Source organism: Yersinia aleksiciae, from assembly GCF_001047675.1.
Lineage (GTDB): Bacteria > Pseudomonadota > Gammaproteobacteria > Enterobacterales > Enterobacteriaceae > Yersinia > Yersinia aleksiciae.
The window spans coordinates 3,039,370-3,057,621 of sequence record NZ_CP011975.1; the positions used below are offsets into that span (position 1 = coordinate 3,039,370).

An 18,252-nucleotide genomic window follows, 5' to 3' on the forward strand; every position below is an offset into this window, starting at 1 on the left:
GAATAATTTCACGGCTCAGCAAATGGTTGGCGGTGAGTGGATCAGAATCAGGATAGAACAAAGAGGTTGAAGATGTCGCGCTACTATACATTTACTGCTGCGGATGCCGTTGAATATGCTCGTCAATTTGGTCAAGTGGCCGATCCACTGGCCTTGGTCATGGCAGATGAAATTGGGGATGGTAACCTCAATCTGGTCTTTAAAATCCGTGATGCGGCGGGCGTCAGTCGAGTGATTGTTAAACAGGCGCTGCCCTATGTGCGCTGTGTCGGTGAATCCTGGCCGTTAACTTTGGATCGCGCCCGTATTGAAGCCGAAACCCTACTGACACACAGCCAATTTTGCCCACAACACACGGTAAATGTGCTGCATCACGACGCGGAACTGGCGGTTATGGTGCAGGAAGATCTATCCGACCATGAAATCTGGCGTAGTGAACTGATTCAAGGAAAATATTATCCGCAGGCGGCTTCGCAACTGGGCGAGTATCTGGCGCAAACTCTGTTCCATACCTCAGATTTTTATCAGTCGGCGCAAGCCAAAAAAGCGGCTGTGAGTCGCTATACCAACCCTGAGTTGTGCCAAATCACCGAAGATTTGTTCTTTACCGACCCCTATATTGACCATGAACGCAATAATTTTGAGCCAGCGCTCTTACCGGATGTGCTAACACTGCGGCAGGATAATGCGCTCAAGTTAGCGGTGGCGTCGCTAAAACACCGTTTCCTTAGCAAGGCTGAGGCCTTGCTGCACGGTGATATTCACAGCGGATCCATTTTTGTAGCTGATGGTCGGCTGAAAGCCATTGATGCTGAGTTTGGTTTCTATGGCCCCATCGGGTTTGATATCGGCACTGCGCTGGGGAATTTACTGCTCAATTACTGCGGTTTACCCGGATTAGCTGGCCCACGGGATGCGGCGGCGGGGCGTGAGCAGCGGCTCAAAGATATCCATCGGGTTTGGCAAACATTTGCTGAGCGTTTTGTGGCGTTGAGTCAGGAGAAAACCCAAGACTCGGCGTTGGCGACGCAAGGGTATGCGCAACAATTTCTGCAACAGGTGTGGGTTGATGCGATTGGCTATTGCGGCAGTGAGCTGATTCGCCGAACTATTGGGTTGGCGCATGTGGCAGATCTGGATAGCATTGCTGATGGTGAGATGCGCAGAGCATGCCAACGTCATGCGTTGAGCCTGGGGGCGACTTTAATATTGGCAGCACCACATATTGGTAGTGTTGATGATTTGGTGGCTCGTATTCGGCAAAATGGGTAATTCATTCATTTATTGTGTACTGAATGATGAGAATGCCTGAATAGTATAAACCTGCAAATTAATGCAGGTTTTTTTATTATTTATCTTCATGTGATTATTGATATGCAATCTACTCGCCTTATTAGTACTCTTTTTTTTGGTTTTTACTTTTTTTATAACGCCTCGGCATACTAAATTAAGCCCACATTGTTCTGGTGGTCTAGGGTTCGGTTATCTAATCAAGAGTATTCATTGCCTTATGTTGTTCTCTCGCGATTAATATCAATGAATACATTTTGATAATTATTTTTTATAATAACTTACTATTATTTAATGTTGTTGCTTTCTCTTTTATCTTAAATAACTATTTGTGATAAATATGTCCACTACATTAGGCTGGTACATCAAAGAATAAGTTAATTTTTAGATGGGGAATAGAGTGTTAATAGACTATTTCAGGGTTACTTTTCTTTATGATTTGCTTAATGGCTAATTGGACGCGGTTAACCGCTCGGACCAGCATTAAATAATAATGACTGTTATTGTTTTTGGTTGGTGTTATTCCTATTATAAATGGGCATTTTTGTATGCGATGTTTTTATTATCCAGCAAAGCTAAAACTGTGGCATCACCAATTATTTAAGTTAAGCATAATCATATTTCTTGTTTTTTTTTGCTCGTCACTCATCTCAGCGCTGCCAATAAGATATGTGCCTAATGCGGGGACCATTAGTAATGAAATAAGGCAAACAACCATCGCGCCACTGCCTGTGCCACATACGGCAGATATTGAGCTACCCCCATTGGTTCCGCCATCGCCTTTAGGGAGTCGCGTGGCGTCGACGTCTATCACTTTACGCGAAGTTCGCATTGAGGGGGATACTCTTTTACTGTCGTCATCCAGTACTGATAGCGTGGGAAGTCATAAAGAACTGCAAGCGCTCATAACCCCTTGGTTAGGCCGAGCATTAACATTTTCTGATTTACAAACCATGGTATTAGCAATAACCCGTTTTTATCGACAGCAAGGATGGATCGCGGCTCAGGCAATATTACCGCCGCAAAGGGTTCGTCATGGCTCTGTTGTTGTGCGCGTTATTGCTGGCAGACTCGATAAACCTGAAGTGAGTAATCAGAGCCGCTTGAATACACCATTCGTTACTGCTGTCATCGAAAGTAATAGCTGTAGCAAGCAAGTGGGCCTCTTTGGTGAAAAAGATTGTGCTGCCTCACCAGCAGAATTATCCCGTATTGAACGGACCGCACTGATTCTTAATGAGATGCCGGGTGTCGCGGCTTCGCTGGCATTAAAACCAGGAACGCAATCGGGAACGACACGGATTTATGCCGATATTACGCCAGGCCAAATAGCCATGGGGTATCTCGGTGCGGATAATCAGGGGAATGACTACTCGGGCCATAATCGGTTATTCGTTGGTGGTGCAATGAATAATATGATGGGCTGGAGTGACCAACTACGAGCAGACTTAATTTTATCCAGCTCGACAGATGTTTTTAGCGGACAATTAGATTATAACTTCCCTATTAATAGCTATGGCACTCGTGCGGCACTTGATTATAGTCATTTGAATTATACCTTGAACGGGCCATTCGAAGCCTTGGATGCCCATGGTTATTCCGACACCTGGGGGATTAGTTTACGACATCCGTGGGTGCGTAATTCCGCTGCGCGCATTGATGTGAATGCCGGGTATTATAATACCCGAATGCGTGATTCACTCATTATTATACCCGAACAAAAACGTAATCTTAATGCGGGTGAGTTTGGTGTTGGGGGATCCTTTAGCCCATTATCTCGCGGACTCAGTCATTTTAATTTTGTGGGTACAGCAGGCCATCTTTCGTTGAATGATGAATATAGCCAGAGCATGAATAACATCACCGGAATCAGTGGGGATTTTGCCCGCTTTAATTATCGTATTGGCCATGATCAGGGCTTGGGTCCCTACTTCTTTTTCTTCAATCAATTGAGTGGCCAAATGGCCAGTAAGAATCTTGATAGCTCGCAAAAGCTATTATTGGGCGGGCCGCTGGCTGTCCGCGCCTATGGTATCGGCGAGGGTTCCGTGGATAAAGGTTCTCTGTTCACCACCGAACTCCGTGCTCGGGGACAACCCACACTGCCCTCATGGGCGGGGGCGGGAAGTCTCGTCACCCTTGCTGCATTCTTTGATCAGGGATGGGGCTCTTATTATCGCCAACCGTTCGCGAATATGTCTGGAAACAACATCAACTTATCGGGTTTTGGTGCCTATATCACTTTCACGCGCCCGGCAGATTACTCCTTAAATCTGACTTGGGCACACCGAACCGGTCAAGCAGTGGCACCTAATCCGGATAACGACCAGATTTGGCTTAGTGCTTACAAAACGTTTTAGCGCTTAGCGACCTATCCGCTGATTTAATGGATGTGAATAATGAACAGTAAATTATATAAGCATATTTTCTGTCGTCGCTTGGGATGTTTAGTGGCTGTTGCGGAGTTTACCCGATCCTATGGCAAATCATTTTCGTCTACCGGCATTTTATTAACGAAAGGCAATAATCCTAGGGTCGGAATAGTAAACCGCCTGGCGTTCATGGTGGGAATAGCGCTGGGGACGTTGTCTTGGCGGGTATTCGCCAACCCCTCATTGCCGGTTAACGGCAATATTGTTGTCGGCCAAGGCGGGTTGAGTGTGAATAACACCACCCTCACCGTGACCCAACAAACCGATAAATTGGCAATTAATTGGGGCAGTTATGATATTGCCCAAGGGCACAGTGTTATTTATCAGCAGCCGGGAAGCCAGAGCATCGCGCTAAATCGAGTGTTGGGCAACAATGGGTCACAAATACATGGCAGCCTCAAGGCGAATGGGCAGATTTTTCTGCTTAATCCGCAGGGTGTGCTGTTTGGTAAAGGGGCCGAAGTGAGTGTGGGCGGGCTAGTTGCCAGCACTAAGTTAATGTCTAATCAGGATTTTATTAGTGGGCAATATAGGCTAACCAGCCCTCAGCACGAAGGCCACGTCATCAATCAGGCCAATTTAAGTGCAGTTCCAGGGGGGTATATCGCGTTGGTGGGGCCACAAGTTGATAACCAGCGCTCAGGCATTATTGATACTCCTCAGGGGAGAGCTCTGTTCGCGGCTGGGCAGCGTGTCACGTTAGATCTGGATGATGGCCGTTTACTTGGGGTGCAAATTCAGGGGGAACAGGTGATTACCCTGCTTCAAAATGGCGGGTTGGTTAGAGCGGATGGCGGCGCGATTCAACTGACCGCCCGTGGCAAGGATGCGCTGATGAATACGGTGATTGATAATTCCGGTATTTTGCAAGCCCGTGGATTAACTGAGAAAAATGGCATTATTCACTTGGATGGTGGCGGTGACGGGGTCATAAGCCAGAGAGGGGCGGCCGATGTAAGTAACCCACAGGGACGTGGGGGGCGGGCGGTCCTCGAAGGCCAATATATTCGTTTGCTGACCGGTAGCAAGATTGATGCCCGTGGTTCTGACGGGGGTGGCACAGTCTTGGTTGGTGGGGGCTGGCAGGGTAAAAATAAGCAGATAAGCCATGCTGATGCCGTCGTCATGGAGAGCGGCGCGAATATTGATGCTTCAGCGTCCCGTGTGGGGGCGGGGGGAACCGTCGTATTATGGTCTGATGATTACACCGATTTTAAGGGGGAGATTAAAGCCCGCGGGGGGCCACAATCTGGGCGCGGTGGGCAAGTTGAAACTTCCAGTGCGAAACTGTTAACGGCTTTTGGTCAAGTGGATGTTGTCGACAATCAGGGGCAAAAGGGGCATTGGTTACTTGATCCGGCTGAAGTGACAATTGTGGGTGGTGGTACTGAGAGTGACACATCAATTCAGGTCGGTGATATACCTGCGGGATATACGTCAAATGCGCAAATTTTTACCCCGACAGCGAATGTTTCTCAAATATTGAATAGCAGTATTAATGCCCAGCTCGATGGGGGGGCCAATGTCACTATTACAACCAGTAATAGCAATCTGACTGATAATTGCCGATGGTGTAATATCACCCTTCAGGCCGATATTAATAAAAACGCAGGTTCTGATGCCACACTAACATTACATGCTGATGGTAATATTGAAATCGATAATAATATTACATCTAATTCGGGTAAGCTGAACCTCAATCTATTGGCGGGTAATTCAACAGCCGATTCTGTTATTACAATTAATAACAGTAACCTGTTATTAAATAGTGGTGACTTGATTGCCAAACATGCCGATGAGGGACACGCCACCAGAATCAATATTATAGGGGGGAGATATGATGTGGGTAACCTCACCCTGGAAGGTAATTCTGGGGTGGCCTCACAAGTTGGGGTGAATATCAGTCATTCGGCTAATTTTACTGTAGCGGGTGAAACACGGATATCGGGTGAGAGCAGTCATGTTAAAGGGCAGGGGTGGCGGGGTATTGAGATCTCAGATAACTCAGCCATCACCGGGGCAGGAAATATGACCTTTACACTGGCGTCTAACTCTAAGGCTACCTGGGTCAGTTCATTTTCTAATGTGACGATAACCAGTGATAAAGATATCTCATTCCTGGCTAATGGGAACGCCTGGGGTGGGATGGCGTTTAATGATACCCATGTGACGGCTAAATCTGGTGATGTTTATATTCGCTTAGAGGGCAATATTCTCACCTCCAATAATCAGGCTATCTATCTCAATGGGTCACAGGTGAGTGGGCAAAATGTCAGGCTGGAGAGTCATGTCTCTGGGGCCGATGGCATTTTATTAAGCAATAGTCATGTTACTGCAACCTTAGGTGATATTAATGCAAATGTTACCTCAACCAATAAAGGGATTTGGATAAAACCAAACTCAACATTGAGTGCGCAAAACGATATTTCACTGACTGGGGCGAGTAGCGGTGCTAACGAAGGGGTGATTATTCGTGGTTTCTCAGATGCTGCGCGTAACACTATCTTCGCACAAGGGAACATCAGCTTAAAAGGTCAAAATAGTCGTGGTGGCGTGCAGGGGCCTTCAATCAATTTAGGGAATGTGAGCCTGACATCCACTGGGAATAATATTGATATTAAGGGTTCATCCACGAGCATTGGCAATGTTCATTTAACTCATTTTGACTTTAATGCATCGGTGGGCAATGTCTCTGTTCATTCGCAAACATCGGCGGCACTATCGAATTCATTAAATACGACACTAAGCATCGGGGGAAATAATACGATCAAGGCTAACCATGGGGCGTTTATCAGTAAGGCGCTTAATACGACACAAGGGGCGGGCATTGGTTTTAGGGAGAATACCACTTTGTCCGTGCAAGGGAATATCACATTCCAAGGGGAGACTGAGGGCAGTGGTGTGGATCATAAAGGAATTGATTTTTATGGTAATAATACGCTGAATATTACCAAAGGCAGCCAGTTATCTTTTCTCGGTGAAAGTCGGGGGGCGCAAAATACAGCTGGCGGAGATGGCATAACCCATTCCGGCCCCATTAAATTAACCATCAATAATCATGGCAGTTTAAAAATGGAGGGGCGCTCAACCCGCGGTACTGGCTTTGATTTCTCCATCAACAATAGCTCAGTAATATTACAGGGTGACGGTGACACGCTAATAAAAGGCAGTAGCACTGCGGGCAGCGGGGTCTCCATTTTCGGCATCGTTAATAACAGTACCGGCCCAGTGGCAATAGATGGAACCAGTGTTGAGGGGAGCGGGGTACATCTTTTCAGTGCAGATCATCTCATTAATCGCATTAATCTGACGGGCAGCTCAGCACAAGGCGAAGGTCTAAGAGTGAGCGGCAATGCAACAATCACCAATAGCACTTTGACCGGAATATCGATGAGTGGCAGCGGGGTGAAAATAGATTCACTCCCTAACACCAGTGCTATCGCTCATACAGTATTAGAGAGTTCGGTGGTCAATGGCAGCGCGACCAAGGGGAAAGGGGTTGAGATAGCCAGTGACGTGCAAGGTATCAATCAAAGTCATATCAATGGCACCACTGATGGCATCGGTTATGGCATTGAAATAGCACAGAATCTGCATGTCATTGGCACCAGTCAGGCGGATTTACTGACGTTGCAAGGAGCGGCGATAGCGGGAGTCGGAACTGGGATAAAGCTCAATGGCAATAATGACTTAAGCAATACTAGCTTAACCGGTACCGCGGTGAATGGGACGGCCGTGGATATTGTCGGCCCAATCACCAACAAGGGAAAAGGTCAGGCGACTTTTAGCGGTACGGCGTCAGAGTCTGGTACGGGGGTGCAGCTCAGTGGCATGTTTGACGATATTGTTATTCGCGGTGCTTCGGTTGGCGGCAGCGGGGTGAAAGTGTATGGCAACACGGCGCTGACGAATACTCACCTCGATGGTCGCAGCGCCGATGGTATTGGTGTGAATATCAGCGGGTCACTCATCAATAACGCTAATGCCACGATTGATGGCAAAGCAGAGAGCGGTCACGGCGTGCAACTTTCTGGCGTGATCACCAATGGCACGGTCAATGGTCGTTCAGCTAATGGTAGCGGTGTTGTTGTGGATGGCGATACGCAGTTGGATAACGCCACCCTTAAGGGCAATAGCGTGGGTGGCATAGGAGTGGAGATCGGTGCCAACATGACAGGTAGCAACGGCAGTGCTGTGCTGGGCAACACGGATCGAGGCATCGGTGTGGAGGTGGGTAACAAAGAGATCCACCTGACCGGTAGCGGGGCGGATGACCTGCTGAATGTCACGGGCCATGCTACTCACCGGGGGCTTGGGGTGCAGCTTGATGGCAACATTACGCTGGATAATATCTCGCTGGCGGGTGAGGGCACCGATGGCGTGGGGATAGGCATTCGCGACCAACTGGTCAATAAAGGCAACACCACGATTGACGGCAGAGCGGATAACGGCGATGGCGTGCAGCTTTCTGGCGCGATCACGGGTGGCACGATCAATGGCCGTTCAGCTAATGGCAGCGGTGTCTCTGTGGATGGTGATACGGTGTTGGATAACGCCACCCTTGAGGGTAACAGCGTGGGTGGCGCTGGGGTGGAGATCACTGCCAACATCACGGGCAGCAACGGCAGCGGGGTGCAGGGTAAGACTATCAATGGCTCTGGCGTGGTGGTGGGCAATGAGGTTGAGCTAATGGGGTCGGGTAGCTCGGATCGGCTCAAGGTGACAGGAAACGCCAGCGGTGAAAAAGGCACGGGCATGGTGCTTTACGGCAACAATTCGCTAGAAAATGTCTCTCTGGCGGGTGAAGGCACTCATGGCACAGGTATGAATATCAGCGGGCAACTTATTAATCACGGCAATACGGCGGTTGATGGCAAATCCACTCATGGCGACGGGGTGTTGCTCAATGGCGCGATCCGTGGAGGTACAATCGATGGCAGTTCGGTCAATGGCAGCGGTGTGAGGGTGGATGACGACTCACTGCTGGATCATGCCACCCTCCGTGGTAGCAGCACTGACGGCGCTGGGGTGAATATCAATGCCAATATCACGGGCAGCAACGGCAGTGGGGTGCAGGGTAAGACTATCAATGGCTCTGGCGTGGTGGTGGATAATGAGGTTGAGCTGATGGGGGCGGAGACCACGGATCTGCTCAGCGTGACTGGCAGCGCCAGTGGTGATAAGGGCACGGGCGTGCGGCTTAACGGCAATAATACGCTCGATAATGTCACGCTGGCCGGTCACGGTATTGATGGGCATGGGGTGGATATCCCCGATGGACCGGTGACGAATAAAGGCAATACGACCATTGAGGGGAAAGCCGCCAAGGCTGGGCATGGGGTGCATGTGGATGCTGCCATCACCGGAGGTACGTTGAGTGGTAATTCCGGTCATAATGCGGGCATCTTTCTCAATCATGATGCGTTTATCAGTGAAATGGTTATTTGGGGTAATACTGCCGCCAATACCGCATCGGTACATATCGCGTCACCCGAATTTATCGGTGAGAAGGTGATGATTAATGGCCAACTCTTCAAGAAAAACAATCCTCCTGACAGCGGCGGATCTGTGACAAGCACGGAAATAACCTCTAATGCCAAAATAACACCTAACGCCAAAATTACGCCTAACGCCAAAATAACCCCGAGCGTGAAAATAATCCAAACTCAAGGGCCAACGTGGGGGATGTCAGATTGGTTACTGATGCAACGCGACCAGATCCTTAGCACCCTTGAGGGGCCCAATGTCCCTCCCTCCCCCCTGCTTAAGTCTGAGCAAGACGATACCGCCATTATCAGCATCGCGGTTTGCATCCCTGAGAGTACGGCGAATGAATCAGCAGCTTGTGACGAGCATGTGCTTGGTAAGTGGAAGCCTCTGTCGTCAACCCGTCACCAAGAGTAGCGAATTGTCTGGGGGATCAGCCCATGGTGGAAAGAACAGTTGAAATGGCGTCAGTCATTGAGCGCCCTGCGCTATTTTCATTGCCCTATTTTGAGTTTTTAGTCTGCACCCGGCGCTACGAGGAGGCGGGGCGGATACTGCTATTTATGCTGGAAGAGTTGGACACCCACTATGGACGTTGGGATGTTTTCTCCCTGAATCAACAGCCGCGACAGCAGCAGGAGCACTACTGTAATCGCTTGGCTGCGGCTATTGGCAACCTGTTCTCTGATCCGGGGTTTTTGGTTTCAGATGTGGGCTTTTTACAGTTAATCAATTTTCATCGTTGGATCGCCTTAATTTTTGCCGCCTCTCCGTTTGGGCATGCTGATCATGTCATTACCAATCTTAATCAGGCCGGGGAAGGATGCGCACACCCTTTGCGCTTTGAGCGCCATAATTTCCTGAAATTTTGCCTGATGTATTTACCTGAGTCGGGCATCCCTCTTCAGCCAGAACTCTTATGGCAATTTAACCCGCAGGTGGCGGCAGCACTGTTTCTGGCGCTATTATCCCCACGGATTTTACCCAGTGCCGCAGGGCATGCCAAACGAGAGTTTTTACTCGATTGGTTGCCGGAAAAACTCCTTACGTTAGAAAGCCTTGAACACTTGCCCGAACGTATCCTGCACGATGTTTACATGCATTGCAGCTATGCGGATCGTACCGAAAAGCACCGCATAAAACGCAGCATTAATTTTCATTTACGCCATGGATTGCTTCACGATGGCCTATCGGATAGCGACTCGCCACCGCCATCACGGCGCAAACCATTGATGCTGGTTATCTTGGAATGGTTTAACAGTGGTCACTCTATCTATCGTACCCACTCCAGCACCCTGCGTGCTGCCCGCGCCCAGTTTTCTACCCATGGCGTCACCGTTGTCGAGGCCACGGATACCATCACTCAGCAGGTTTTTGATGAGTTCACAGAAGTGAGTCGGGTGGGGGCGGTCGAGGCGATTGTGGCATTGGCAAAACAGCTACAACCGGATGTGATCTATTTCCCCAGTGTTGGGATGTTCCCGCTCACTGTCGCGTTGACTAATTTACGGCTGGCCCCCTTACAGGTGATGGCATTGGGCCACCCTGCAACGACACACTCTGACTATATTGATGCAGTATTAGTGGAAGAGGATTATTTGGGGGATATCACCTGTTTCTCCGAAAAAGTGGTCCCGCTGCCCAAAGATTGCCTGCCCTATGTGCCGCCGGTCAATATCAGTCAGCCTGAACCCAATCAGCATTTTGATGGGCGGCCAGAGATACATATTGCTGTTTGTGCCTCAGCGATGAAAATTAACCCTCGTTTTTTAGCTACTTGCGCAGAGATCGCCCAGCAAGCTTCAATACCGGTGGTCTTCCATTTTTTGGTGGGCTTTTGTTGGGGCATCAGCCATCGTGTTATGGAACAGGCGGTCAATCACATCGTCCCGCAAGCCCGAGTTTATGAGCATTTGGCGTATCTGGACTATTTGCAGGTAATTAATCAGTGCGACCTATTCATCAACCCTTTCCCCTTCGGCAATACCAATGGCATTGTCGATACTGTGCGACAGGGGCTACCGGGGGTTTGTCTGAGTGGGGCTGAAGTTCATGAGCATATAGATGAAGGGTTATTTCGCCGTCTGGGATTGGCTGAAACGCTGATCACTCATCATGTGGCAGAGTATATTGCGGTTGCCGTGCGGTTGATTACTGATAGTGAGTGGCGTCATCATTTGCGCCGCCAACTGCTACAGGTTCAGCCCGATAATGTGCTGTTTACCGGTAAGCCTGAGCAGTTTGGGTTGATCGTCCGTGGCTTACTGGATGAGCGCCGCACCAAGGAGGGAGGCGATAAAAAAGCCCCCAGTGATGAACTGGGGGCTTGAGTAGACACTAACATCAATAAGGTCAATCTATTACGCTGCTTCAGTGTGCCGTTGTTTCGCTGGCTGCTTTACCGCAGGTTTGGCCGCCAACTCATCGGCTTCAAACTCGTCGACATTAATGGAACGCAGACGACTATCTTCAGCTTTGGTCAGAATCGCGGCCTCTTCGGCACTGATTTTCCCTTCCGCCAGTGCCTGTTTTGCCAACACATCAAGGCGGGTAAATGGCAGACTCTTGCCCGCTTCTTTACTCAGGCGCTTATGAATAGGCTCAGCGGCAATCACATCCTGCAACGCGGCTTCCAGCAGACCCACCGGGTTAAATTCGCTCGGGGTCAGGTATTGACCACGACCAATACGGCTACGGGTGGCAGATGGCACTTGCAGCAACTGCGCGATCTGGTGATCCAATTTATCAGATGGCGCCTGATGCACACGGCCCAATGGGAAGATCACAAAGCGCATTAACCCAGCAATCAAACCATTCGGGAAGTTACGCAGCAAATCGTCCAATGCTTGCTCCGCCTGATTTAGCGCATCCTGAACGCCCCAATGTACCAGCGGTAAATCCTCTTTCTGGCGGCCTTCATCTTCATAGCGTTTCAGTGTGGCCGATGCCAGATAGAGTTGGCTGAGAATATCCCCCAGACGGGCAGAAATACGCTCGCGACGTTTCAGGCTGCCCCCCAGTACGCCCATCGAGACATCAGACAGCAATGCCAGATTGGCGCTCAGACGGTTCATTTGTTGGTAATAACGACGAGTACTGTCTTTCACTGGTGTGGCGCTGGTGCGGCCATTAGTCAGACCCAGCCAGAAACTGCGCACCTTAGCACTGCCGACATGACCCAGATGCCCAAACAGCGCTTTATCGAAAGCGGCGACATCGTTGGATTGTGCCGCAGCCATCTCATCAAGCACAAACGGATGGCAACGAATCGCGCCCTGACCGAAAATAATCATGCTGCGCGTCAGGATATTCGCACCCTCGACGGTGATACCGATAGGAGCACCCTGATAACTGCGCGCGATAAAGTTGGTCGGACCCAGACAGATGCCTTTACCCCCAGCAATATCCATCGCATCCATCACGGCACGCTGACCACGGTGGGTACAGTGATACTTAACAATGGCCGATAGCACCGCTGGTTTTTCACCCAGCATGATGCCACTGGTGACCAGCGTCGCTGCGGCGTCCATCACATAGGTATTACCGGCAATGCGCGCCAATGGCTCTTCAATCCCTTCCATTTTACCGATGGAGACTTTGAACTGACGGCGAATATAGGCGTAAGCACCTATGCCCATAGCCACACTTTTCAGGCTGCCCGTGGCGTTGGACGGCAGGGTAATGCCACGCCCGACCGACAGGCATTCCACCAGCATCCGCCAGCCTTGTCCGGCCATTTTTGGCCCGCCGATAATATAATCAATCGGGACAAAGATATCGTTACCGCGCGTTGGGCCATTCTGGAACGGCACGTTCAGCGGGAAGTGACGGTGACCAATCTCCACCCCAGGGGTGTTGGTTGGGATCAGGGCGCAGGTAATCCCCAAATCCACGGTTTCACCCAACAGATGTTCAGGGTCAGATAATTTGAAGGCCAAACCGAGCACCGTGGCGATAGGGGCGAGGGTAATATAGCGTTTGTTCCAGGTCAGGCGCATGCCCAGCACCTGTTTACCTTGCCATTCACCCATGCAGACAGTACCCGTATCTGGGATTGCACCGGCATCAGAGCCAGCTTCCGGACTGGTCAGGGCGAAACAAGGGATCTCGTCGCCACGGGCCAAACCTGGCAGATAATGGTTTTTTTGTTCTTCAGTACCGTAATGTTGCAGCAATTCGCCGGGGCCGAGGGAGTTAGGTACGCCCACGGTGATGGCCAGAATGCCCGATACGCCAGAGAGTTTTTGCAGCACACGTGCCTGAGCATAGGCTGAGAACTCAAGGCCGCCGTACTCTTTTTTAATGATCATCGCAAAGAAGCGATTCTCTTTCAGATAGGCCCATAGCTCTGGCGGTAAGTCAGCCAGTTCATGGGTAATCTGGAAGTCGTTCGCCAGACGACAGGCTTCTTCAACTGGCCCATCGATAAAAGCTTGCTCTTCTGCGGTTAACTGCGGTTTTGGGTAGTTATGCAGTTTCTTCCAGTCAGGTTGACCTTGGAACAAATCACCTTCCCACCAAGTGGTACCCGCATCAATCGCTTCCTTTTCGGTACGTGACATGGCAGGCATAACTTTGCGGAACATGCGCAATGCTGGCGCAGAAAACAGTGACCGACGTACCGAGGTGAGCAGCAGAGGCAGTAAAACAATCGCCAGCGGCAATAATACCCAGTACGACCATAACTGTGACGCGCCCATTGCGGCAGTGTAAACCACCAAAATCAAACTACTGAGGTAGAGGTTCACCCGGTGATAGAACAGCACACCAATAAGAACCAGCAAGGCAACAATGCTAAGAACCATCATGATAAAGCTCCTGAGATGTAGGAGGTCTGACCTGTTGAGTGATACATTTGTTGTAGTTCATCTCATTATGTTTATCAATACCATTACATATTATTTACAACTTACTTCACAAATTGTTCGCAATCCTCGTTAAAACTCTTACGCCTAATTCATTACAGTGCTTCTCGCTGTTTATGCGATCCGGTACACTGGCACAGGAAGATATTGATGCCATAGGACTATAAAGAGGCTCCCATGTACCACGATTTAATCCGCAGTGAATTGAATGAAGCAGCAGACACGCTGGCAAACTTTCTGAAAGATGATGCGAATATCGATGCTATTCAGCGCGCAGCCGTCCTATTGGCTGATTCTTTTAAGGCTGGCGGCAAAGTATTGTCATGCGGCAATGGCGGCTCCCATTGCGATGCCATGCATTTTGCCGAAGAGTTGACCGGTCGCTATCGCGAAAATCGCCCAGGTTATCCGGCGATTGCGATTTCAGATGTCAGCCATCTCTCTTGCGTCAGTAATGACTTTGGTTATGACTATGTGTTCTCTCGCTATGTTGAAGCCGTAGGCCGCGAAGGCGATGTTTTGCTTGGCATTTCCACCTCAGGTAATTCGGGCAATATCATTAAAGCGATTGAGGCGGCCCGTGCCAAAGGCATGAAGGTCATTACCCTGACGGGTAAAGATGGCGGTAAAATGGCAGGCACTGCGGACATTGAAATCCGGGTTCCCCATTTCGGCTATGCCGATCGTATTCAGGAAATTCATATCAAAGCGATTCATATCTTGATTCAGTTGATTGAAAAAGAGATGGTAAAAGCCTGATGTGCCGAGGTGATCAACGGAAATGTAAATTGCGTTGATCACCTTGAATGCTCATCAAGGATAGGGTGAGCCGAAAGCGCAGCTAACACCGCTGCAACACCAAGAATGAAGGGTATACGCGGGAGGTTGGTTATGTGCGAATTGCTCGGGATGAGCGCAAATGTTCCCACGGATATTTGCTTTAGCTTTACCGGCCTGGTGCAACGAGGCGGGGGGACTGGCCCACATAAAGATGGCTGGGGCATTACTTTCTATGAAGGTAATGGTTGCCGTACCTTTAAAGATCCGCAACCTAGTTTTAATTCACCCATTGCCCGCTTGGTGCAAGATTATCCGATAAAATCCTGCGCGGTGGTTTCGCATATTCGTCAGGCAAATCGTGGTGAAGTGGCGTTAGAAAATACCCACCCATTTACCCGCGAAATGTGGGGACGGAACTGGACTTATGCCCATAACGGCCAGCTCAAGGGGTATCGTCAGTTAGATACTGGCACTTTTCGGCCCATCGGCCAGACCGATAGCGAATACGCTTTCTGCTGGTTGCTGAATCAATTGGCAAAACGCTACCCTCGCACCCCCAGTAACTGGCCTGCGGTATTCCGCTACATTGCCACCTTATGTGAGCAATTGCGCACCAAAGGGGTGTTTAATATGCTGCTCTCGGATGGGCGCTTTGTGATGGCGTTCTGTTCGACGAACTTATATTGGATAACTCGCCGTGCGCCTTTCGGCAAAGCGACGTTGCTTGATCAAGATGTGGAGATCGATTTTCAGCGGCAGACCACACCTAACGATGTGGTCACGGTGATCGCGACTCAACCACTGACAGTCAATGAAACCTGGCACAAAATTGCACCAGGTGAGTTTTCATTATTCTGTTTTGGTGAGAAAATTTGATTTGGTCAGTGCGTACTGCGATTCAGGTGCGCTGGAGATCGGCGGGCGGCTCAGGACATACTGCCCGTTGATCACGGAAACCGAAGGTGGCATCCGGTTCTTGGCAAAGTAGGTATATCCCGGCTGCAATTGACGCCAGAAACTATAATCCGAAGAGTTACGATGGCGCTGCATATTTTGCTCAGTCATTCGGAACGGGTAAATACTGATATCGACCTTTTCCTGACCAAAGATAAATGCGGTTTGCACATAGTTAAATATCTCGTCCATATAGGCATCGGTCATTGCATAACAGCCGATTGATTTGCAAGCACCATGGATCATCAGATATTTCCCTGAATAGCCCTGCGACTTATCATAATCATTTGGGAAGCCAATATTGATTGCCCGATAGAATTTACTGTCGGGTTTTAAATGGCGCATATCAATACTGTAAAAACCTTCCGGACTTTTGAAATCACCCTCGCGGCGTTTCGGGCCAAGACCACCCGAGAATTCACAGATGCGATAGCTTTGTACCAGGCGATACTCGCCCTGTAATCTGGCATATAATTCCAGAGTACGTTCTTCTTTGAAGATCTGAATATAGACCGATGACCCTAGTAATTGCTGTTTTAGCTCTTTGGACACCGCCACCGGCTCACTGGCTGAGCTGGTGAAGGATACCGCAGGCAAACAAATTATCATCGCAAACAACAGTGCGACTTTGCCCATTATTATTCCTACTTATATTTATAGATGCCACTGACTCTTCTGATTTATAGGCGCAGATTATCAGTCAGAAATTTTTTAGCAATATATGTTTTGTATAAAATAAGTACCAATTCGGTAAAGTTGAGCTGATGATGCGATTTTACCGAATGCATTCAGAATTTATCTGGAAATTATTTGTGTTTGCTTGACCCAAGTCACTGCATTTGTCAGACAGTGCAAGTTGTAAATGCTAAAATCTCCCGCTGCTAACCTGCTCGTCGAATGGCTATTTCATCAGTGACATTCACGTGAGAGGATAGAGCGCTTATTTCAGAGACTCTTTCAGCAAGCATTCATGTTTGTCCAATTGACTCGGCATTAAGCCGCCGTTTAAATGAATCGTGAAAGTATCTTTCCTTTGTGTGGCTGTACGCTCTGGGTTCAAGTACAGCATTTGATATCACTAATAAAGTTGTCCAAACTTATGATTAAAATAAAGAAAGGACTCGACCTCCCCATCGCTGGCGCACCTTTGCAGGTGATAGAAGATGGTCCCGCTATTCGTCATGTAGCGCTGCTTGGTGAAGAGTATGTGGGCATGCGTCCCTCAATGTTGGTGCAAGAAGGCGATCGGGTTAAGAAAGGTCAGGTACTGTTTGAAGACAAAAAAAATCCGGGTGTGATGTATACCGCTCCGGCCAGCGGCAAAGTTAGCGCCATCAACCGTGGTGAGCGTCGCGTGCTGCAATCTGTTGTGATCGAAGTTGAAGGTGATGAGCAAATTCCTTTCGAGCCTTACGATGAAGCCTCTCTCAATCAACTGAGCAATGAACAAGTACAAAACTATTTACTGGCTTCTGGTTTATGGACAGCATTGCGAACGCGTCCTTTCAGCAAAACCCCCTCCCCAGGCAGCAGCCCACGGGCTATCTTCGTCAGTGCAATGGATACTCAACCGCTGGCAGCCGATCCGCAGGTGATTATCGCCACTGAGCCTGAAGCTTTTAAGCATGGCTTAACGGTGCTCACGCGCTTAACCGAAGGTAAAGTGCATGTTTGTCATGCGCCGGGGCCAGTGATTACCAGCCATCCGAGTGCACAGGTCACCTATAATGAGTTCTCCGGCCCGCATCCGGCGGGTCTGGTTGGCACACACATTCACTTCCTTGAACCCGTGAGTGCGCGCAAAACAGTTTGGCATGTGGGCTATCAGGACGTCATTGCGATCGGCAAACTGTTTACCCGTGGTGAGCTTTGCACTGACCGCATTGTCGCAGTGGCTGGCCCGCAAGTGAATCAACCGGTTTTACTGCGTACCCGGCTGGGTGCCAGCTTATCTGAATTGACTGCCGGTAGACTGAAAGAGGATGACAACCGCATTATTTCCGGCTCAGTCCTCAGTGGTACGGCTTTCTCCGCCACCCATGGTTATCTGGGGCGTTTCCATCAGCAAGTGTCCGTTATCCGCGAAGGGCGAGAAAAAGAGCTATTCGGCTGGGTGATGCCTGGTCGCGATAAATACTCGATTACTCGCACGACACTGGGCCACTTCTTCAAACACAAATTGTTTGCTTTCTCCACAAATATGCAGGGCGGAGAGCGCGCCATGGTGCCAATTGGTAACTATGAGCGGGTGATGCCACTGGATATTTTGGCGACCCATCTGCTGCGCGACCTGCTATCGGGTGATACCGACAGTGCGCAGGCGCTGGGTTGTCTGGAACTGGACGAAGAAGATCTGGCTTTATGCACATTTGTCTGCCCCGGCAAGTACGAATACGGTCCGGTACTGCGCGACATACTGACCAAGATTGAGCAGGAAGGATAAC

General features: G+C 49.5%; 9 protein-coding genes. 7 read left to right on the forward strand and 2 right to left on the reverse strand.

Features of this window, described 5'->3' with window-relative positions:
- Positions 1–72 precede the first annotated feature (72 nt).
- From mtnK to ACZ76_RS13630, 4 genes are all read left to right on the forward strand, one after another.
- The gene (gene mtnK / locus ACZ76_RS13615; protein ID WP_048619396.1) at positions 73–1,272 is read left to right on the forward strand and encodes an S-methyl-5-thioribose kinase; all 1,200 of its coding nucleotides are present in this window, start codon (positions 73–75) and stop codon (positions 1,270–1,272) included.
- 566 nt (positions 1,273–1,838) lie between these two features.
- Complete coding sequence (locus ACZ76_RS13620) at positions 1,839–3,650, forward strand: ShlB/FhaC/HecB family hemolysin secretion/activation protein (protein ID WP_074007609.1); 1,812 nt, start codon at positions 1,839–1,841, stop codon at positions 3,648–3,650.
- A 39-nt stretch (positions 3,651–3,689) separates the two neighbouring features.
- Positions 3,690–9,626 carry a two-partner secretion domain-containing protein gene (locus ACZ76_RS13625; protein ID WP_071840503.1) on the forward strand — a complete coding sequence of 1,979 codons (5,937 nt, stop codon included), beginning with the start codon at positions 3,690–3,692 and terminating at the stop codon, positions 9,624–9,626.
- 23 nt (positions 9,627–9,649) lie between these two features.
- Positions 9,650–11,539 carry a hypothetical protein gene (locus ACZ76_RS13630; RefSeq protein ID WP_048619397.1) on the forward strand — a complete coding sequence of 630 codons (1,890 nt, stop codon included), beginning with the start codon at positions 9,650–9,652 and terminating at the stop codon, positions 11,537–11,539.
- A gap of 30 nt (positions 11,540–11,569) precedes the next feature.
- Here the strand turns inward: ACZ76_RS13630 and fadE are convergent, their stop codons facing one another.
- On the reverse strand, positions 11,570–14,017 hold the full coding sequence (gene fadE / locus ACZ76_RS13635; protein WP_048619398.1) for an acyl-CoA dehydrogenase FadE: 2,448 nt from the start codon (positions 14,015–14,017) through the stop codon (positions 11,570–11,572).
- A 234-nt stretch (positions 14,018–14,251) separates the two neighbouring features.
- Between fadE and lpcA the strand changes: the two genes are divergently transcribed.
- Both lpcA and ACZ76_RS13645 read left to right on the forward strand, forming a co-directional pair.
- A complete protein-coding gene (gene lpcA / locus ACZ76_RS13640; RefSeq protein ID WP_048619399.1) occupies positions 14,252–14,833 on the forward strand; it encodes a D-sedoheptulose 7-phosphate isomerase in 582 nt (193 codons plus the stop codon).
- Between the two features lie 132 nt (positions 14,834–14,965).
- A complete protein-coding gene (locus ACZ76_RS13645; RefSeq protein WP_048619400.1) occupies positions 14,966–15,730 on the forward strand; it encodes a class II glutamine amidotransferase in 765 nt (254 codons plus the stop codon).
- On the opposite strand, the gene dpaA is transcribed toward ACZ76_RS13645, so the two are convergent.
- Positions 15,704–16,444, reverse strand: coding sequence for a peptidoglycan meso-diaminopimelic acid protein amidase (gene dpaA / locus ACZ76_RS13650; RefSeq protein ID WP_048619401.1), 741 nt, complete (start codon positions 16,442–16,444; stop codon positions 15,704–15,706). The genes ACZ76_RS13645 and dpaA overlap by 27 nt on opposite strands.
- Positions 16,445–16,907: 463 nt before the next feature.
- On the opposite strand from dpaA, the gene ACZ76_RS13655 reads away from it, so the two are divergent.
- Complete coding sequence (locus ACZ76_RS13655) at positions 16,908–18,251, forward strand: Na(+)-translocating NADH-quinone reductase subunit A (RefSeq protein WP_048619402.1); 1,344 nt, start codon at positions 16,908–16,910, stop codon at positions 18,249–18,251.
- Position 18,252: the final 1 nt, after the last annotated feature.